The sequence below is a fragment of the Sanguibacter antarcticus genome, assembly GCF_002564005.1.
Taxonomy (GTDB): Bacteria; Actinomycetota; Actinomycetes; order Actinomycetales; family Cellulomonadaceae; genus Sanguibacter; species Sanguibacter antarcticus.
Genome location: NZ_PDJG01000001.1, coordinates 1708670 through 1727619, shown reverse-complemented (window position 1 = coordinate 1727619; position 18950 = coordinate 1708670). Strand labels below are relative to the sequence as shown.

The following is an 18950-nucleotide window of genomic DNA, read 5'->3' as shown; positions in this document are numbered from 1 at the left end:
TGTACAGGCTAGAGGGCGCGAGCAGGTACCTGGCCGGGCAATGTGGCAGACGTCTCAGGCGTCGAGACGGTCCAGGAGGTCGCGCCAGACAGCCTTGAACGCAGGCAGGAGGGGGCGGTCGTCGATCTCGTCGACAGGGACCCAGACGATCTCGAGGCTCTCCGGATCGGTCGGGCGGACCTCGACCCGCGTTCCTGGGAGGAGCTCGGCGAGGATCGTCGTGTACCGCCACGTGCCATGGTCGAGGACGTGCTCGCCGACGACGCGGACCGCCCCGGGCGGGATGCCCGCCTCCTCGTACGCCTCTCGCAGCGCTCCGTCGAGCGGGGTCTCGCCCGGCGCGATGGCGCCGCCGGGGATGCCCCAGGTGCCGCCCTCGTCGCTCCAGAGCGCGCGGTGCTGGAGGACGACGTGCGAGACGGCGCCGTCGTCGCCTCGTCGGGTGAGCAGGAGGCCGGCCGCGCCGAGCCGACCCCAGTGCCGGCCGCGTTCGCACGCGCAGTCGACCCAGCCGTCGCCTGCGTGCCGTGCGCTCGCAGGAACTCCTCTGGTCGTCACACGACGAGCCTCTCACGCGGACGGCAGACCGCGCAGGACCCTGCGCGGGTGCGGCGTCAGTCGAGGATCTGGCAGATCGCCGTCCCGGAGCTCACTCCGGCGCCGACTGCGGCGCTCAGGCCGGAGATCGTGCCCGCACGGTGAGCGAGCAGCGGCTGCTCCATCTTCATGGCCTCGAGGATGACGACGAGGTCACCGGCCGCCACGAGAGCGCCGTCGGTGACCGCGACCTTGACGATGGTGCCCTGCATCGGGGACGCGAGCGTGGTGCCGTTGCTCGATCCCGCCGACACCGTCGCGCTCCGGCGTGCGGGGCGGCGAGACGCGCCACCCCGTGCGCGGAGCCCGCCGATGTTCATCCCGGCGGGGATGACGACCTCGAGCCGCTTGCCGCCCACCTCGACCACGACGCGCTCGGTCGCTCCGGACTCTGGCTCGTCCTCAGCGCTCGACGGTGACGGTGCTGCGCCGAGCCCCGCACAGACCTCGGCGAAGTCGGTCTCGATCCATCGGGTGTGGACCGTGAACGGCTCGTCGCCCGCAGGCACGAACGCTTCGGCGTCGAGCACCGCGCGGTGGAACGGGACGACCGTGGGAACCCCTGTGATCTCGAGCTCGCGCAGCGCGCGGCGTGCGCGCTGGACGGCCTGGGCGCGGGTGGCGCCGGTGATGATGACCTTGGCGAGGAGCGAGTCGAACGCGCCCGAGACGGTGTCGCCCTCGACGACGCCCGTGTCGACACGGACTCCGGGGCCGGACGGGAACCGCAGCCCCGTGATCCGTCCCGGTGCAGGCAGGAACCCGGCGGCCGGGTCCTCGCCGTTGATGCGGAACTCGATCGAGTGCCCACGGACCTCGACGGAGGAGTAGCCGAGCGGCTCGCCGGCAGCGATCCGCAGCTGCTCGCGGACGAGGTCGATGCCCGTGACCTCCTCCGAGACGGGGTGCTCGACCTGGAGCCGCGTGTTGACCTCGAGGAACGACAGGGTGCCGTCGAGACCGATGAGGAACTCGCACGTCCCGGCGCCGACGTACCCGGCCTCGCGCAGGATCGCCTCGGACGACGAGTAGAGAGCGTCGCGCTGTGCGTCGGTGAGGAAGGGCGCGGGCGCTTCCTCGACCAGCTTCTGGTGGCGGCGCTGGAGCGAGCAGTCCCGGGTGGAGACGACGACGACGGTCCCGTGCTCGTCGGCGAGGCACTGGGTCTCGACGTGGCGGGGGTTGTCGAGGTATCGCTCGACGAAGCACTCGCCGCGGCCGAACGCTGCGACGGCCTCGCGGACGGCGGAGTCGAACGCCTCGTCGATCTCGTCGACGGTGCGCGCGACCTTGAGGCCGCGTCCGCCTCCGCCGAAGGCCGCCTTGATGGCCACGGGCAGCCCGTGCTCGGCGGCGAAAGCGTGGACCTCGCTGACGTCGGCGACGGGGTCGGGTGTACCGGGGACCAGCGGCGCGCCGGCGCGCTGTGCGATGTGCCGGGCGCTGACCTTGTCGCCGAGCGCATCGATCGCGGACGGCGGCGGGCCGATCCACACGAGCCCGGCGGCGATGACGGCGCGGGCGAACTCGGCGTTCTCGGCGAGGAACCCGTAGCCGGGATGGACGGCGTCGGCGCCGGCCCGTCGCGCGACGTCGAGCAGCTTGCCCATGTCGAGATAGGTCTCGGCGGCACGGGTGCCGCCGAGAGCGAAGGCTTCGTCCGCCAGGCGCACATGGAGCGCCTCACGGTCGGAGTCGGCGTAGACGGCGACGGAAGCGATCGAGGCGTCAGCGCACGCGCGAGCGATACGGACGGCGATCTCTCCGCGATTGGCGATGAGGACCTTGGAGATGAGTGGCACGGCTCACCGTAACGCGCTGAGAGCGTCGAGCACACGGTGGCACGCTTCCTCCACGCAAGGTTTGGGGGGAGGGCCAAGTGGTCGTGCTCGGATATGGAGGGTTCCTCTAAAGTGGTCGCCTGTGCAGACGGTGCGAGCCCCCGTGCGGGGGTTCGCGTTGGCGGTTCTCACATCGACGAGCGCACTCAGGCACGTGTCTCGGTGCCGCTGGTGGCCCACAGGTCCGTCCATGCGATGCCGACCTGACCGAGAAGCTCCCGCAGCAGCGGCAGGCTCACTCCGACGACCGAGTGGTAGTCACCCTCGATACCGGTGACGAACGCTCCACCCAGTCCGTCGACGGTGAAGCCTCCCGCGACGGCGAGCGGTTCTCCGGTCGCGACGTACGCGTCGATCTCAGCGTCGCTGAGGTCCGCGAAGTGGACGGTCGTCGCGCTCGTCGCGCCGAGAGTTCCTCCGGTGCCTCCGGCGTCCGCGTCCCGGAGGTCGACCACCCAGTGCCCTGTGTGCAGGACCCCGGAGCGACCACGCATGAGACGCCAGCGCTGCACAGCGACCTCTACGCTCCCGGGCTTGCCGTAGATCTCGCCGTCGAGCTCGAGCATCGAGTCGCAGCCGAGGACGACGTCAGGAAAGTCGCTGCCGGTCTCGGCCGAGGACTCGATCGTCCGGGTGACGTCTTCGGCCTTGGCCTGGGCGAGCAGGAGGACGGCGTCCGCAGGCTCGAGGGTGCCGAAGCGTTCTCGGGCGGCTGCCAGGACGGCGTCTTCGTCGACGCCGGAGACGTGCACGGTCGGGGTGACGCCGGCGGCGGTGAGCGTGCTGAGGCGGGCGGGGGACGCTGAGGCGAGCAGGAGCGTGGTCACGGGCCACCAGCCTAGTGAGCGAGGCGCTCTGGTGCTGACCACCGGCCGACCGCGGCTGAGCGCCGACGGGCGATCTCTGACGGTCCGGACCTTTGTCCCGTTGCGTCGGCGGACGACGGCTAGAGAATGAGACAAGTCCACTCTTCAGGCCCGGTGCGTCACGGACCGTGCCGACGGCACGGCCGTCGACGAGGTCGAGGAGTCCACCGAGGCAGGGTGAACCTGACCCCCACGATCGCGCTGGGGGCTCGCCGCGCGTCCCTCAGCGCGCAGCGGGCCCCCGGCGTCTTGTCCCGGGTGCGGCCCCGGTCCTGCGACGTGCTGCTACCTGGAGAGCGCGGTGTGCAGCACGTCGAGGCCCACGGAACCGAGGCTCAGCGCGCGGGCGTGGAACGCTCGGACGTCGAAGTCGTCGCCGCTGGCGAGCGCAGACGCGCGAGCGCTGTCCCGTGCTTGCTCCCAGAGGCGTTGGCCCACCTTGTACGACGGCGCCTGACCGGGCCAGCCGAGGTACCGGTTGAGCTCGAACCGCACGAACGCCTCAGGCATGTTGACGTTGGCGCGCAAGAACTCCCACGCCTTGTCGGCGTCCCACACCCCGCCGCCCCACTCCTCGGGTGCGTCCTTGCCGAGGTGGACACCGATGTCGAGAACCACACGGGCGGCGCGCATGCGCTGTGCGTCGAGCATGCCGAGGCGGTCGCCCGGGTCCTCGAGGAAGCCGAGATCGGCCATGAGCCTCTCGGCGTACAACGCCCAGCCTTCGCCGTGGCCGGAGACCCAGCACGCGAGGCGGCGCCAGTCGTTGAGGGTCGCGCGCTCGTAGACGGCCTGCCCGCACTGGAGATGGTGGCCGGGGACTCCCTCGTGGAAGACCGTGGTCTTCTCGCGCCACGTGTTGAACTCGGTGACCTCTGGTGGCACCGACCACCACATGCGGCCGGGGCGGGAGAAGTCGTCGCTCGGCGGCGTGTAGTAGATCCCGCCGGTCTGAGTGGGAGCGATCCGGCACTCGAGCTCGAGGACGGGTGCCGGGATGTCGAAGTGAACGCCGTTCAAGGCGCGGACGGCCTCGTCGGATGTCTCCTGCATCCACGCGCGCAGCGCCTCCGTCCCGTGCAGCGTTCGCGTCGGGTCGGCGTCGAGGATCGCGACAGCGTCGTCGACGCTGGCACCAGGCCCCGCGATCTGCGCAGCGACCGCTTCTTGCTCCGCGACGACACGCGCGAGCTCGGCGAGCCCCCACGTGTAGGTTTCGTCGAGGTCCACGGTCGCTCCGAGGAAGTGCCGAGACGCGAGCGCATACCGTTCGCGCCCGACCGCGTCGACGGGCGAGGCCTGCGGCGCCAGCTCGTCGCGCAGGAACGCAGAGAGCACCGCATACGCGTCGCGCGCTGCGACGGCACCGTGCTCGAGCTCCTTGCGGACCACCGTGCAGGTCGACGAGTCGTCGAGGACGAGGTCGACGGCGCCCTCGCGCACGAAGGACGTGAAGAACGAGCTCGTCGGGTCAGCGAGCTCGTCCGACTGCTTGATGCACTCCTCGACCTGCCGGACGGCAGCGACGTGGCCGCGCGCCGCGGCGTGCCGCAGCGACTCCACATACCCGGCCATCGCCTGCGGGAGGGCGTTGAGCCGTGCCGCGATGTTCTCCCAGTGCTCCAGCGTGTCCTGGGGGGCGACGTCGAACACGTCGCGCATCTCTTGCAGCGGTGACGCGATGACGTTGAGCATCCGGTGGTGCTCGCCTGCGGCCTCGAGCTCGAGATCGAGGCCCAGGCGCTCTTTCATCGCGGCGAGAGTGACCTCGTCGACCGCGTCGATCGGATCGAGGCCCGCGAGCTGGTCGAGCGTCCGGCGCACGAGGGCGGTCCGGGCCGCGATCCCCACCGGGGAGAGGTCGGGCACCAGGTGGTCGTAGCCGGGTATTCCCAGCGATGTCGCAGCGAACGGATCGAGGCGCGCAGTCTCCCGGACGAACTCGTCGGCGACCGCGTCGATGGCAGAGGGGGCACGCACGTGCGTGGGCTCAGAGGTCATGCTCCGACCGTACCGGTCGGTGCCGTTCGGGGACGATCGTCCCTGGTAGGTTCTCCGACGGGTGCGAGAACATCGGGTGTAGCCCGCACCCGCCTGACGGATCGAGGACCGATGCCCGACGACGACCTGACCACTCTCGACCCCAACGAGGCCGAAGAGCTCACCCTGCTCGAGGAGGAGCTCGAGGTCGAGCGCGCGCTGCTCGAGCTTCGAGGGTTCCGGCACTCGGACCTCTGGATCTTCGGGACGATGGCCGCCTCAGCGACCTTGAGCCTCGTCGCCGCCTTCGTGCTCTCTTATGACGCCGTCACCCTGGCGGCAAACCCGGCCGCTGCACTGAGCTGCAACATCAACGCAGTCCTCAACTGCGGGGCGGTGGGGCTCTCCTGGCAGGCGAGCCTCTTCGGCTTCCCCAACGCGTTCCTCGGCCTGATCACTGAACCTGTGGTCCTGACGATCGCCGTCGCGGCGCTCGCGGGCGTTCGTTTCCCTCGCTGGTTCATGTTCACGGCGCAGGTCGTCTACCTCCTGGGACTCGCCTTCGCCGTCTGGCTCTTCAGCCAGTCGATGTGGGTCATCGGCGCGGTGTGCCCGTGGTGCTTGGTCATCACGGTCTCGACGTCGCTCGTGTTCCTCACCCTGCTGCACTTCAACGTGCGTGAGGACAACCTCTACCTGCCCGCACGGGCACAGGCCCGTGTGACGGGCTGGGTGCGCAACGACTACGACCTCTACGCCGGCATCGTCTGGGTAGGCATCTTGCTGGGCCTCGTCGTCATGAAGTACGGCGAGCGCCTCCTGGGCTGAGACTCGTCCGTCCGAACGGGCGCACCCGCCTGCGTCGGGCTGTGCTGCGTGCAGAGCGGTACGTCAGGAGCGCAGGCTCCAGCGCCACCCGTCAGCGTCCCTCGAGCCCTGAGCGCCGGGCAGCGTGCGCGACCGGTCGCTCCACGCCGAGCGAGGAGGGTCCTCGGGGAGGGCCGGGCTGCTCGCCGCAGCGACGAGACCTGCGACGAGCGCTGCCAGCTCCACGTCGTCCGGGGTGCCCCGGATCACGCGGACGTCAGCCGCCGACGCCCGGACCGTGGCACCGGTCGGGGAGCCAGGCGCGGTCACTCGTCACCGCCGTCGTCGTGCTCGTCGAAGAGCACGGGGATGCCGCGCGACGTGCCCCACTCGGAGACCTCGAAGCCGCTGTCGATGAGCCGCTGGGCGATCTCTTCACCGCTGGCGTCGACGATCCCGAGCACCGAGTCCATCGAGAGGTCCGTCGTACCGACCGGGGGACCGACGACGAACCCGAGGTGGAAGGTCTCCAGCTCGTCGTCGTGGGCCTCGTCGTCGCCGGCGTCGTCGTGGGCCTCGTCGTCCCACGTCATGCCTGTGAGGTCCGAGTGGATCCCCAGGCGCCCGTGGACCAGGTCGTAGAACGTCGCGTTGAGCGTCGAGACACGGGACTCGACGGAGAGGATCCGCGGGTCCTCGTCGGCCTCGTGGGCGCCGAACTCGGCGCGGACGCCTGTCGCGGTGACGACGTACTCGTGGAGGGCCGCCGCGATGTCGTCGACCGTCGCGTGGAGGGCCGCCGCGTCGACGTCCGGCAGCGGCTCGGGGCTGTGCGCCGCGTCTGCGTGCCCGTGGTCGTCGTGCCCGTGGTCGCCGCTGGTCATGTCGTCGTTGTTCATAGGGGGATGTTTCCGTGCTTCTTGGGAGGGAGTGTCGCCCGTTTGGTGCGCAGGGCTCGCAGGGCCCGGACGATCTGGATGCGGGTGTCGTGCGGTGCGACGACCGCGTCGACGTACCCTCGCTCGGCTGCGTCCCACGGGTTGACGATGGCGTCTTCGTACTCGTCTGTGAGCCGCTTGCGCTCCGCGTCGGCGTCGAGACCTGCGTCAGCGGCTGCCTTGAGCGCTCCACGCTGGAGGATGTTCACGGCCCCGCCCGCGCCCATGACGGCGATCTGTGCCGTGGGCCATGCGAGGTTGACGTCTGCGCCGAGCTGCTTGGAACCCATGACGATGTATGCGCCGCCGTAGGCCTTGCGCGTGATGAGCGTGACGAGCGGGACGGTCGCCTCCGCGTAGGCGTAGATGAGCTTCGCCCCGCGGCGGATGATCCCGTTCCACTCCTGGTCTGTGCCGGGCAAGAAGCCCGGCACGTCGACGAGCGTGATGACGGGGATGTTGAACGCGTCGCACGTGCGCACGAACCGGGCGGCCTTCTCGGCGGCGTTGATGTCGAGCGTCCCAGCCATGGAGAGCGGCTGGTTCGCGACGATACCGACGGACTGACCTTCGACGTGCGCGAAGCCGATGAGGATGTTGCGCGCGTACAGCGGCTGGATCTCGAGGAAGACACCCTCGTCGACGATCGCCTCGATGACCGTGCGCATGTCGTACGGCTGGGAGTCCGAGTCGGGGACCAGCGTGTCGAGCGCGAGGTCCGTGTCCGTCACCTCGAGCTCCGTGGTCTCGGGGGCGAACGTCGGCGCGTCGCTGAGGTTGTTCTGCGGCAGGTACTCGAGCAGGTGGCGCACGTAGTCGAGCGCGTCGTCCTCGTCGGCAGCCATGTAGTGCGCCACGCCAGAGCGCTCGTTGTGGGTCCGGGCGCCGCCGAGCTCCTCGAAGCCGACGTCCTCGCCGGTCACCGCCCGGATGACGTCGGGTCCGGTGATGAACATGTTCGACGTGCCGTCGGCCATGACGATGAAGTCGGTCAGTGCGGGGGAGTACACCGCGCCGCCCGCGCTCGGGCCGAGGATGAGGGAGATCTGGGGGATGACGCCGGACGCGGCGACGTTGCGACGGAAGATCTCAGCGAACTGCGTGAGCGCCGCGACACCTTCCTGGATGCGTGCCCCGCCGCCGTCGGAGATGCCGATGAGCGGCACGCCGGTGCGCAGGGCGAGGTCCATGACCTTCGTGATCTTCTGCCCGTGCACCTCGCCGAGGCTCCCGCCGAACACCGTGAAGTCCTGGGAGTAGATGCAGACCTGCCGTCCGTCGATCGTCCCGTGCCCGACCACGACGCCGTCCCCGGCGATCCGCTTCTTCTCGAGCCCGAAGTTCACGGAGCGGTGCTTGGCGAACGCGTCCATCTCGACGAAGCTGCCCGGGTCGAGGAGCCCGTCGATGCGTTCCCGGGCCGTCTTCTTGGATCGTGCGTGCTGCTTCTCGGCGGCGGCGACCTCGGGGGTCTCCACCGCGTTCGTGTAGCGCTCAGCGAGGTCCGCGAGCTTGGCGGCGGTGCCGGTGTGGGCGTGCGTGGTTGCGTCAGTCACGGAGCCGAGCCTAGTTGCTGGTCGCTCGCGTTTCATGTGCGCCGATCTGCAGCGTTCGTCCGGGACGGTTTGGTGGGTCTCTACAACGCGTCTGCGCAGTCGTCCACCGACGTATCGGCTGCGGCATGATGAGTACATGGACAGTGCTGACCGCCCGCCGCTCGACGCGGGATTCCTCCGAGAGCTCCTCGTCGGGCCGACCGGTCCGCTCGCTCGGCTCGAGATCGTCGAGCGCTCGGAGTCGACGAACACCGATCTGGCTGCGGCGGTCGCCGCCGACCCGGGCGCCTGGCCCGCACCCGCGCTGCTCGTCGCCGAGCACCAGGTCGCGGGACGAGGCCGCGCCGGTCGTGCCTGGGAGACTCCTGCACGAGCCGCACTGACCTGTTCTCTGCTCGTGCGCCCTCAGCTTCCGCGCGAGTCGATGAGCTGGCTCCCGCTCCTGGCAGGCCTCGCAGCCGTGACCGCCCTGCGGTCGACCGTCGGGCTGCAGGCTGTCGCCAAGTGGCCCAACGACGTCCTCCTCGACGAGGCAGGACCGCCGCTCGAGGGATGGGGGACCGCACGCAAGGTCGCCGGGATCCTCACCGAGCTCCTCCCGGACGGCGGCGCGATCGTCGGTATCGGCGTGAACGTCTCCCAGACCGCCGAGGAGCTTCCTGTGGAGAGTGCGACATCGTTGGCGCTCGCCGGCGCGGCGACCACCGACCGCCTCGTCATCCTCACCGCGCTCGGAGAGGCCTACGCCTCCGTGCTCGGACGCTGGGCCGCCGCCGACGGAGACGTCGAGTCGTCTGGTCTCGGCGAGGAGATCGCCGCCGTCTCGGCGACCGTCGGCAGCGACGTCAGCGTCAGCCTGCTCGACGGGTCGGTTCTCTACGGCGAGGCGATCGGCCACGCGCCCGACGGTGCACTGCTCGTGCGTGACGCGCAGGGGCGCACCCAGACTGTACGCAGCGGTGACGTGCATCACCTTCGCGTAGGCTGACCCGGTGCCTACGGTTTCCCCTTCTTCACCAGCAGACGCCCCGCAGCCAGCAGACCCGGCAGACCACGCCACCGTGGACCTCGCTGACCCGAGCGAGACCACCGCCGACCCCGATCCGGGGAAGGCACTCGACGAAGCGCTCCTCGGGGGGCCGCGACGGCTCACTCTCGACATGCTCGCCGAGCAGACGAACCTCAGCCACGCCTACCTCCGGTCGTACTGGCAGGCCCTCGGCCTCCCCGTGATCTCCGAAGAGACCATGTTCACGGACGACGACGCCCAGGCGCTGCGTGACATCGCGCGCTTCGCCGACGACGAGCAGCTCTCTTCCCGGGCGCTCACCACGCTGGTCCGCTCGGTGGGCCACACCGCTGAACGCCTGGCGCTCTGGCAGGCCGAGGCCCTCGTGGAGCAGATGATCCTCCGGCACGGTCTCGACGACACGCGGGCACGCCTGCTCGTCCTCGACCGGCTGCCTAGCCTCGCGCCGGTCCTCGAGGCGCAGCTCGTGCACGCCTGGCGCCGACAGTTCGCTGCGCTCGCCGGACGGTGGAGCGTGGAGTTCTCCGGTGTGCGCGGAGAAGACGAGAGCGGTCAGGGCGAGCTGCCCCTGCCGCGTGCGGTGGGCTTCGCCGACATCGTCTCGTTCACCACCCGGACCGCGAGCATGCGCTCGTCCGAGCTGGCCGAGTTCGTCTCGAACTTCGAAGCAGGAGCACGCGACATCATCACGTCCGCAGGTGGGCGCGTCGTCAAGACGATCGGCGACGCGGTGCTCTTCATCGCCGACGACGTCCAGACCGGCGCGCGTGCAGCGCTCGGCCTCGCGACCGCAGGCGAGGAGAACGACAGCACGGGCGACGTGCCCCAGGTGCGGGTGAGCCTCGTGTGGGGCCGGGTCCTGTCCCGCTTCGGCGACGTCTTCGGACCGTCGGTCAACCTGGCCGCACGGCTGACCGACGAGGCCGAGCCCGGCACGGTGCTCATGGATCATGCCACCGCGACGCTCTTGGCAGGCGACGCGCAGTATGCGCTCACCGCGCAGCCGGGCCGCGAGGTCCCGGGGCTGGGTGTCATCGCCCCCGTCCGTCTGCAAGAGGCCTACACACCCACCGTCTGACGGTCATCGAGCGATGGGCCCGCACCCTCAGGACGGGAGCGGGTCGAGGAGCCCCGGTCCCTGCGTCCCGACACGGTTGACGGTCGTCGCCACCTCGTAGAAGGACTGGTCCGGCGCCGGGGTGTCGAGCAGCGCGACAGCCTCCTCGGCCCCGACCGCCGGGTCGAGCCACCCGTCCCGCACACCTCGGTCGAGCGCCACAGGGCGGCGGTCGTGCAGCTCCGCGAGCGCGCCCGAGGCCGGTGCCGTGATGATCGTGGTCGTGACGAGCCACCGCGCTGGGTCGTCGTCGGCGCGCGAGCGGTCGCGCCAGAACTCGTAGAGGCCGGCGAGCGCGAGCACGCCACCGTCCGTCGGGTGGACGTAGCACGGGCGCTTGAGCCTCGGGGCCGCCGGGTCAGGGCGGCGCCACTCGAAGTAGCCGTCCGCAGGGACGATGCAGCGACGGCTCGCAGCCGCGCGACGGAACGCAGGCTTCTCCAAGAGCGACTCGGACCGGGCGTTGATCATCCGTGCGCCCCCACGGGCGTCGGTGGACCACGACGGGACGAGACCCCAGCGGGCGACCTTGAGCGACCGGACGGGAGCACCCTCCGGCGCAGCGCGCTCGACGACGATCCGCACCGGGTCGGTCGGTGCGACGTTCCACGAGGCAGGGACCGCGGCCACCTCGTCGTCGAAGACCGCGAGAACGTCCTGGATCCCGCCGCGGACCGCGAAAGCATCAGCCAGGTCCTGTGCCTGGCGGAAGGAAGCGTAGCGTCCGCACATGCCCCCAGCGTGCCTCATGGACGGCGTACGTGCTGCCGGTCAGGCACACAGTGACGACCAGATGCGTCATGCATCCCGTCCAGGCATCATGTTTCCTTCAGACCTGCCGATAAGTAAGACAGATCACATCCAGAGCTCAGGACCGGTGCGGGAGGCCCACCATGCGAGGACGACACGCGCTCACCGTAGCCATCGTCGGCGCGCTGGCGATCCTCGTCGCCGCACCGCTCACGTCCTGCGGCGCGCTCGGCAGCCTGACACGAGGATCTGCTGAGTCGCACACCGCGGTATCGATCACCGAGACCCTCGCGCTGCCGACCGAGGCAGGCGAGGTCGTCTCCGAAGAGCAGACCCCGCTCCTGCCTGCCGGGCAGGTCGCCTACAAGCTGGTCAGCGGTCCTGCCGTCCTCGTCCGGACCGACGCGGCGCTGCCGCCGTCCGTCACCGCCGACGTCCTGGCGGCCTCAGCAGAGCTGACGAGCAGCACCAGGTCCGAGAGCGCGGCCGACGAGGCCGCCGACCTCGCCCAGCACGCCAGCGACACGACCGGCAAGAACATCATCATCGTGTTCCACGACGAGGACGCGCCGACCCCCGACGCATGGACGCACACTCGCATCGACGACGTCCCCGTGCCTCGCTCGAGCGACCTCCGACAGGTCACGAGCCTTCTCGACGACTGGATCGCCACCCAGACCGCCCCCGGGTCGTTCGAGATCATCGTCAAGGACTGACCCCGTCGTCCCCACACCCCGCCCGCACCGGCGACCTCCGGATCGAATCGATATGATCGACACGTGACGACGCCCTCGACCGGCCCGAACGACCCCACCGACGACACCCCAGCGGCCACACCCCTGCGCTCCGCGGGGTTCAAGTACGTCCTCATGCTCGGCGCGCTCGCAGCACTGCCCGCGATCAGCACCGACATGTACCTGCCGTCGCTCCCGAGCGTCGAGCTCGACCTGGCCACCACCCAGGCGGCGGCGCAGTTCACGATGTCCGGCATGCTCATCGGCGGCGCCGTCGGGCAGCTCGTCATCGGCCCGTTCTCCGACCGATTCGGCCGCAGGCTCCCGCTCCTCATCGGCATCAGCCTCCACGTGCTCACCTCTCTGCTGTGCTCGATAGCCCCCGGGATCGAGACCCTCATCGGGCTCCGCGTCGCTCAAGGGTTCTTCAACGCTGCTGCCGGCGTCGTGGCGATCGCCGTCATCCGGGACCTCTTCGTCGGCTCAGAAGCCGCACGCCTCCTCTCTCGCCTCATGCTCGTCATCGGGCTCGCACCGCTCCTCGCACCCACGGTCGGTGGCGCGATCGCCGAGACCTGGCACTGGCGCGCGGTCTTCTACGCCCTCGCCCTCATCGGGCTCGTCCTCGTCGTCATCGTCTGGCGATGGATGCCCGAGACCCTCCCCACCCACCGTCGACGGGCAGCCGGACCACGAGGAGTGGTCGTCGGCTACGGGGCGCTCCTGCGTGACCGCCACTTCATGGCGCTCGCGGTCCTGCCCGGCCTCGGCATGGCGGTCATCATGAGCTATGTCGTCGGTTCGCCGTTCGTCCTGCAGGGGGACTACGGGCTGAGCGCGGCGCAGTTCGCCGGCATCTTCGCTCTCAACGGCGTGGCGCTCGTGCTCTCCGCCCAGGTCAATGCGGCCCTGGTGCGCAGGGTCTCGCCCGTGAGGATCCTGCGTGCGGCGCTGCTGACCCAGCTGGTGCTGTCGGTGGGGCTCCTCGTCGTGGTGCTGACGGGCGGAGGCGGGCTGATCGGCTTCGTCGTGGCACTCTGGCTCGTCCTGTCGATGCAAGGCTTCATCCCCGCGAACGCCTCGGTCCTGGCGCTCGGCAGCTACGGACACATGGCGGGGACGGCGGCCGCGCTCATCGGGGCGATGCAGGCCGGTATCGCCGGGATCGTCAGCCCGCTCGTCGGTGTGTTCGGCGGTGGGCCGGTGGCCCTCGTCAGCGTCATGATCGCGAGCATCGCGCTCGGGGTCACCGTGCTGGCGACCGCGACGCCCGCGTTCCGCACAGGTGGGTGGCACGCGCTCGAGGCTGGGCGACAGTAGCCTGGACCACCACCTGCCGACCGTGAGGAGCTCGACCGTGCAGAGCAAGGGAGTCCTGGTGCTCTGGGGCGTCGGGACGATGATCGTCATGGGTGCCCTGACGTTCGCGCTCCTGACGTACCTGGGGCGTGACGCACCGGTGGCGTCCGGTGTCGTGGTCGGTGCGTCTGCCGACGAGCCGAGCGACGAGGCGCTCGACGACCTCGGGTCCCAGGGCTCGACCGACGAGCCGACCGTGGCTCCGCCGCTCGTGGTCGAGAGCGTGCTGGCCGACGGCGTGGGCTTCTACGCTGTCCAGGCGTACTCGCTCACGCGGATCAGCGACCTCTCGATGTCGATCGGGAAGGACGACGTGCTCGTCACGGACGGCGTCTACCAGGCGGTTCTCGGGCCTGAGGTCCTCGACGCGTCCCAGGTGTACGACGTCGACCTGCGGGACGAGGCAGCCGAGGATCTCACCGACGACGCGGTGTCGATCACAGAGCCGTCGTGGACCGTATACGTGCGATTCAACGACGCAGCGGCCCTCAAGGCGGCGACGGCCGATCTCGGGTGCCACGAGTCGCCAGAGAACATGATCGCGATGGTCAGCGGCACCGACCTGCTGCGGCTCGTCGCACTGCCCGAGGCGTACTGCGGTGACGGGTTCTCCCGCGGCCAGATGCTCTTTCTGACCTTCTACGGCGAGGACGACGTCACATCAGCGGAGGCCGAGGCACAAGCGCGGGAGCTGGCAGCGACGCTGCTCGGCGACGAGGGATAGCTGCGCTGTCGGACAGGTCGGTGCTGCCGGTGCGGCTCAGCTGACGTCGACCGAGACCTCGTGCCAGCCGGTCGCGCCGTCGGGCGCGGGGGGTGCCTCGTCCGAGGTCTGGACCTCCCCGGTGGCATCGGTCGCGCGCACCCGCAGGGTGTGGCTCCCGCTCGTCGCGTCCCACGTGTAGCTCCACTGGCGCCACGTGTCGGTCGACGCCTCGTCGGCGAGGGTCGCTTCTTCCCAGTCGCCCTCGTCGACCTGGACCTCGACCGCGACCACCCCGGTGTGCTGCGCCCAGGCGACGCCGCCGACCGCGACCGGTCCGGCCTGCACCGACGCGTTGGCGCGAGGGACATCGATGCGTGAGGCCGTCTTGATGGGGCCGAGCTCGGACCATCCGCGCGGGGTCCAGTAGCCGAAGTCGTCTGCGAAGGTGGTGACCTTGAGCTCGGTGATCCACTTGGTCGCCGAGACGTAGCCGTAGACGCCGGGGACCACGAGGCGGGCCGGGAAGCCGTGCCGCAGCGGCAGCGGCTCGTCGTTCATCGCGACAGCGAGGAGCGCGTCGCGGTCGTCTGTGAGCACCTCGAGCGGAGTCGACGCCGTGAAGCCGTCGACGCTGCGCGAGAGGACCATGTCGGCACCCGCGAGCGGCTTGGCGCGGGCCAGCAGCTCACGCACGGGGAGCCCGAGCCACTTCGCGTTGCCGATGAGGTCGCCGCCCACACCGTTGGAGACACACGTGAGGGTCACCCATGCCTCGACAAGATCTTCCTCGAGGAGCTCGTCGAACGTGATCTCGACGACGTTCTCCACGAGGCCGTAGACGCGCAGCGTCCAGGTCGCCGGGTCGATCTGCGGGATGACGAGGGCCGTGTCGATCCGGTAGAAGTCGTCGTTGGGCGTCGCGAACGGCGCGACCCCTGCGGTCGTCGACTCGACACCGGCGGGAAGGGCCGGCGCGGAGCGGACCGGGACCGGGAGGCTCAGGATCTCGCGTGCCGTGTCGGCGACGCGACGCGAGGCGCTGAGCGCCTGACCAGCGACAGCGGCGATGACAGCGACGGACGTCGTGAGGATGGCTCCGCGCAAGAAAGCGCGTCGGTCTCCCTCACGGGGTGCGCGCGGTCGTGGCTCCGGCGCGTCGGGTGGCGGAACACGCGTCGGCACGAGGTCGGCGAGAGACCGGAGCGCGACCATGCCGGAGACCGTGCCGACGAGTGTCGGGATCGCGTCGGGTGCCGCGACGCCCTCGCGTGTGAGCACTGCGGCGAGCGCGACGGCACCGAGGGCGACGACGAGCGCGAGCGCGACGCGCAGGTTCCGGACGGCGACGAGACCGATCCCGGCAGTGAGGACGATGACGACGACGGCCATGCTCACGAAGAGGGCCGTCTTGTCGTTGGTGCCGAACGTCGAGATCGCAAAGTCTTTGAGCCACGTCGGGGTTGCGTCGACGAAAGCGCTGCCGACCGCCACGACCGGGTTCGACGACGCTTCGAAGAGCACCGACACGAGAGATGCGACACCGAGCGTCACTGCGCCGGAGAGGACGCCGGCGAGGGCTGCAAAGACTGGGTCGGGGCGCCTGGGGGACCGGACGTGTGGGCCGGGCGGGACGGGAGCGGGCACGTTCTCGCCGATAGACGTCATCTACAGAGTATCCCTGGCGTGCCTGGGTATTTCCTGCGGGAGCGGGAGCGGGTGCCTGGGCGTGGGCGGTCGGACGCTGTGCGGACGGTCAGACGTCTGACCGTCCGCACAGCGTCCTGCCGCTGCTGCTGTCAGGCGGTCCAGTGCTGGTTGGCGGCGCCGTTGCAGTCCCAGATCTGGACGCGCTGTCCGTCACGCAGAGGGAGCCCGCCGACCGCGTCCAGGCACTTGCCGGACTGGGGGTTCGTCAGGGTCCCGGCCGACGGGTCGTAGCTCCACTTCTGGGCTCCGGTGCCGTTGCAGGTCCACAGCTGGACCACAGTGCCGTTCGCGGTGCCGCTCGCCGCGACGTCGAGGCAGCGACCGAGCGCACGGACGGTCCCGTCCTCAGAGCGGGTCCAGTCCTGCGCGGTCCCACCGTTGCAGGTGGCGAGCTGCATCGGCGTCCCGTCCTGGACCTGGTACCACGGCACGTCGAGGCAGAGGGTGGAGTCGCCGGCGCGCAGGGGGCCGGTGCCGGTGGCTTCGCCCGTGCCAGGGTCGGGCTCGTCGGTCGCGCCGTTGTCGAGCACGCGGATCCAGTCGACCTTCATCTCTTGCGGGAAGCTCGTGGTCGCGTCGGGGTTGCCGGGCCAGCTGCCACCGACGGCGACGTTGAGGATGAGGAAGAAGGGCTTGTCGAACACCCACTCGTTGGTCCCGACGTCAGCCGTCGTGACCTTGTGGTATTCGACGTCGTCGACGTACCAGGTGATCTCTCCGGGCTTCCAGTCGACCGCGAACGTGTGGAAGTCGTCGGCGTAGGACCACCCTTGCGGGTGTGCCGCGGTGCCGGTGATGCCGGAGCCGCCGGAGTAGCCCGGTCCGTGCACGGTGCCGTGGACGAGGCTCGGCTCCTTGCCGACGTTCTCCATGATGTCGATCTCGCCAGAGCCCGGCCAGCCGGCGTCAGAGAAGTCGGCACCCAGCATCCAGAACGCGGGCCAGATGCCCTGGCCGCGGGGGATCTGGATCCGGGCCTCGACGCGGCCGTAGGAGAGCTCGACCTTGCTGCTGCTCTGCAGGCGCGCGGAGGTGTAGCTGCCGTCGGTCTCCTGGCGTGCGGTGATGACGAGGTTTCCGTTGCCGTCGAGCGCCGAGTTGGAGCGTGACGTGGTGTAGTTCTGCAGCTCGGCGTTGCCCCAGCCGTTCGCACCGGTGTCGTAGTTCCACACCGAGGTGTCCGGCGCGGTGCCGGTAGCGCCGTCGAACTCCTGGGACCAGACGACGTCGCCCGTCGCGGTCGGGAGCGGTGCTGCGAGATCGACGCTCGGCGCTGCGGACGTCGCCGTGGTGCCGGCCGCGACGAGGACGAGAGCGCTGAGCAGAGCGGCGAGCGGGCGGCCAGGACGGATCGTGACGGATCTGGACATGCGTGTCATATGGGTCTCCTTTGACGGAAGTCGCTGACAGTAGTCGAGGAGTTTGTTCACTTCAAGAGCGAAAGGCCGGGGGCTGGGGTGCTCCGTGACGTGGAGCCAGGGCCGGGCACGACGGGGGACCTCTCCCCATCGTCAAGCGGGGCGTCGTCTCCTACTGTCTGCGGGTGGCCCGCGGGGCAGCCGCGTCTCGCGTTCCTCTGCTGGCCAGGCCGTCTGCTCGGGGTTGTCCACAGGCCCGAGCGGCGTGGGGCGTGCGTCCCCTATGGTCGGTACGGCTCGGCCAGGTGCCCCTCGGGGACGGTCGGTCAGGTGCGTGGAGGGTCCACGTCCGCAGGAGTGCCAAGGGGGCGTGGATGGACGGCGTAGCGATCCTCGAGTCCGAGGTCCGGGAGCTGGTCCGGCGTCGGGGGCTCGACCCGTCGCGTGACGCGAACGGCATCCGTGACCTCGTCGCTGAGGTCATGGCCGACTACGACGCCCGGTCGATGAGCGGGGCCGTGCCCACGATCGTCGATGCACGGGGCGCCGCGCGCAGCGTCATGGACGCCGTCGCAGGGCTCGGACCGCTGCAGAAGTACCTCGACGACACCTCGATCGAAGAGATCTGGATCAACAACCCGTCGCAGGTCTTCGTCGCACGCAACGGTCGCTCCGAGCTGACGTCGACGATCCTCACCGAAGAGCAGGTGCACCACCTCGTCGAGCGGATGCTCAAGTCTTCGGGGCGACGGCTCGACCTGTCGAGCCCGTTCGTCGACGCGTCGCTGCCCGGCGGTGAACGCCTGCACGTCGTCATCCCCGACGTCACACGACGTCACATGGCGGTGAACATCCGCAAGTTCGTCATGCGTGCGTCGAACCTCGGCGACCTCGTGCTCTCCGGGTCCCTCACCACCCATGCCGCCGGGCTCCTCGACGCGTGCGTCCGGGCCGGGCTCAACGTCCTCGTCTCCGGGGCCACCCAGGCGGGCAAGACGACGATGCTCAACGCGCTCGCCGGATCGATCCCGGCCCAGCAGCGCATCATCACCGCCGAAGAGGTCTTCGAGCTCAACCTCGCCAACCGCGACGTCGTCGCTCTGCAGTGCCGCCAGCCGAGCCTCGAAGGCACCGGTGAGATCCCGCTGCGCAGGCTCGTCAAAGAAGCGCTGCGCATGCGTCCCGACAGGATCGTCGTCGGCGAGGTGCGCGAGGCCGAGAGCCTCGACCTGCTCATCGCGCTGAACTCCGGCGTCCCCGGCATGGCATCCATCCACGCGAACTCCGCGCGAGACGCCGTCTCGAAGATCTGCACCCTGCCGCTGCTCGCCGGGGAGAACGTCTCGAGCCAGTTCGTCACGCCCACGGTCGCCTCGGCGATCGACATCGTCGTGCACCTGGGGATGGAAGCCTCCGGCGCGCGCCGCGTGCGCGAGATCGTCGGGGTCACCGGCCGGGTCGAGGCCGGCGTCGTCGAGACCGCCGAGCTCTACGGGTGGAACGGCCGCGAGCTGCGCCGCGGCGACGGGTTCCCGCCCCACCCGGACCGTTTCGAGCGGGCAGGCATCGATCTTGCCGCGATGCTCCGGCCGACAGCGTGAGGG

The 18950-nt window shown here is 70.1% G+C and carries 17 protein-coding genes; 7 read left to right on the top strand and 10 right to left on the bottom strand.

What is annotated here, in order from left to right; translation table 11 throughout:
* Nucleotides 1–54: 54 nt before the first annotated feature.
* The 4 genes from ATL42_RS07900 to ATL42_RS07885 form a co-directional block, all read right to left on the bottom strand.
* A complete protein-coding gene (locus ATL42_RS07900) occupies nucleotides 55–558 on the bottom strand; it encodes an NUDIX hydrolase (RefSeq protein ID WP_098454879.1) in 504 nt (167 codons plus the stop codon).
* Between the two features lie 56 nt (nucleotides 559–614).
* A complete protein-coding gene (locus ATL42_RS07895; protein ID WP_098454878.1) occupies nucleotides 615–2399 on the bottom strand; it encodes an ATP-binding protein in 1785 nt (594 codons plus the stop codon).
* 185 nt (nucleotides 2400–2584) lie between these two features.
* On the bottom strand, nucleotides 2585–3265 hold the full coding sequence (locus ATL42_RS07890; RefSeq protein WP_098454877.1) for a Maf family protein: 681 nt from the start codon (nucleotides 3263–3265) through the stop codon (nucleotides 2585–2587).
* Between the two features lie 324 nt (nucleotides 3266–3589).
* Nucleotides 3590–5305, bottom strand: coding sequence for a DUF885 domain-containing protein (locus tag ATL42_RS07885; protein WP_098456429.1), 1716 nt, complete (start codon nucleotides 5303–5305; stop codon nucleotides 3590–3592).
* 111 nt (nucleotides 5306–5416) lie between these two features.
* On the opposite strand from ATL42_RS07885, the gene ATL42_RS07880 reads away from it, so the two are divergent.
* Nucleotides 5417–6112: a vitamin K epoxide reductase family protein gene (locus ATL42_RS07880; protein ID WP_098454876.1), complete on the top strand. Its 696-nt coding sequence runs from the start codon at nucleotides 5417–5419 to the stop codon at nucleotides 6110–6112.
* A gap of 63 nt (nucleotides 6113–6175) precedes the next feature.
* Here the strand turns inward: ATL42_RS07880 and ATL42_RS07875 are convergent, their stop codons facing one another.
* From ATL42_RS07875 to ATL42_RS07865, 3 genes are read right to left on the bottom strand one after another with little or no spacing between them, the layout of a single operon-like run.
* On the bottom strand, nucleotides 6176–6421 hold the full coding sequence (locus ATL42_RS07875; protein WP_098454875.1) for an acyl-CoA carboxylase epsilon subunit: 246 nt from the start codon (nucleotides 6419–6421) through the stop codon (nucleotides 6176–6178).
* Nucleotides 6418–6990 (bottom strand): hypothetical protein, encoded by a 573-nt coding sequence (locus ATL42_RS07870; protein ID WP_098454874.1) that lies wholly within the window; start codon nucleotides 6988–6990, stop codon nucleotides 6418–6420. Before ATL42_RS07870 ends, ATL42_RS07875 begins: the two co-directional genes overlap by 4 nt.
* Nucleotides 6987–8621, bottom strand: a complete 1635-nt coding sequence (locus tag ATL42_RS07865; RefSeq protein WP_425443193.1) for an acyl-CoA carboxylase subunit beta — start codon at nucleotides 8619–8621, stop codon at nucleotides 6987–6989. The genes ATL42_RS07870 and ATL42_RS07865 overlap by 4 nt, the downstream gene beginning before the upstream one ends.
* 100 nt (nucleotides 8622–8721) lie before the next feature.
* Here ATL42_RS07865 and ATL42_RS07860 point away from each other — a divergent pair, with 100 nt between their 5' ends.
* Both ATL42_RS07860 and ATL42_RS07855 read left to right on the top strand, forming a co-directional pair.
* Complete coding sequence (locus tag ATL42_RS07860) at nucleotides 8722–9573, top strand: biotin--[acetyl-CoA-carboxylase] ligase (RefSeq protein ID WP_098454872.1); 852 nt, start codon at nucleotides 8722–8724, stop codon at nucleotides 9571–9573.
* Nucleotides 9574–9577: 4 nt separating this feature from the next.
* Nucleotides 9578–10693, top strand: a complete 1116-nt coding sequence (locus tag ATL42_RS07855; protein ID WP_245862294.1) for an adenylate/guanylate cyclase domain-containing protein — start codon at nucleotides 9578–9580, stop codon at nucleotides 10691–10693.
* A 27-nt stretch (nucleotides 10694–10720) separates the two neighbouring features.
* Here the strand turns inward: ATL42_RS07855 and ATL42_RS07850 are convergent, their stop codons facing one another.
* Nucleotides 10721–11464, bottom strand: a complete 744-nt coding sequence (locus tag ATL42_RS07850) for an SOS response-associated peptidase (protein WP_098454871.1) — start codon at nucleotides 11462–11464, stop codon at nucleotides 10721–10723.
* Nucleotides 11465–11625: 161 nt separating this feature from the next.
* On the opposite strand from ATL42_RS07850, the gene ATL42_RS07845 reads away from it, so the two are divergent.
* The 3 genes from ATL42_RS07845 (at nucleotide 11626) to ATL42_RS07835 (ending at nucleotide 14299) form a co-directional block, all read left to right on the top strand.
* The gene (locus ATL42_RS07845; protein WP_098454870.1) at nucleotides 11626–12198 is read left to right on the top strand and encodes a hypothetical protein; all 573 of its coding nucleotides are present in this window, start codon (nucleotides 11626–11628) and stop codon (nucleotides 12196–12198) included.
* 63 nt (nucleotides 12199–12261) lie between these two features.
* Nucleotides 12262–13536, top strand: a complete 1275-nt coding sequence (locus tag ATL42_RS07840) for a multidrug effflux MFS transporter (protein WP_425443192.1) — start codon at nucleotides 12262–12264, stop codon at nucleotides 13534–13536.
* Between the two features lie 37 nt (nucleotides 13537–13573).
* Nucleotides 13574–14299: a hypothetical protein gene (locus ATL42_RS07835; RefSeq protein WP_098454869.1), complete on the top strand. Its 726-nt coding sequence runs from the start codon at nucleotides 13574–13576 to the stop codon at nucleotides 14297–14299.
* A gap of 36 nt (nucleotides 14300–14335) precedes the next feature.
* Here ATL42_RS07835 and ATL42_RS07830 read toward each other — a convergent pair whose 3' ends face one another.
* Nucleotides 14336–15946 (bottom strand): molybdopterin-dependent oxidoreductase, encoded by a 1611-nt coding sequence (locus ATL42_RS07830; protein ID WP_098454868.1) that lies wholly within the window; start codon nucleotides 15944–15946, stop codon nucleotides 14336–14338.
* A gap of 131 nt (nucleotides 15947–16077) precedes the next feature.
* A complete protein-coding gene (locus tag ATL42_RS07825) occupies nucleotides 16078–17367 on the bottom strand; it encodes a glycoside hydrolase family 16 protein (protein WP_245862292.1) in 1290 nt (429 codons plus the stop codon).
* A gap of 353 nt (nucleotides 17368–17720) precedes the next feature.
* On the opposite strand from ATL42_RS07825, the gene ATL42_RS07820 reads away from it, so the two are divergent.
* A complete protein-coding gene (locus ATL42_RS07820; RefSeq protein WP_098454867.1) occupies nucleotides 17721–18947 on the top strand; it encodes a TadA family conjugal transfer-associated ATPase in 1227 nt (408 codons plus the stop codon).
* Nucleotides 18948–18950: the final 3 nt, after the last annotated feature.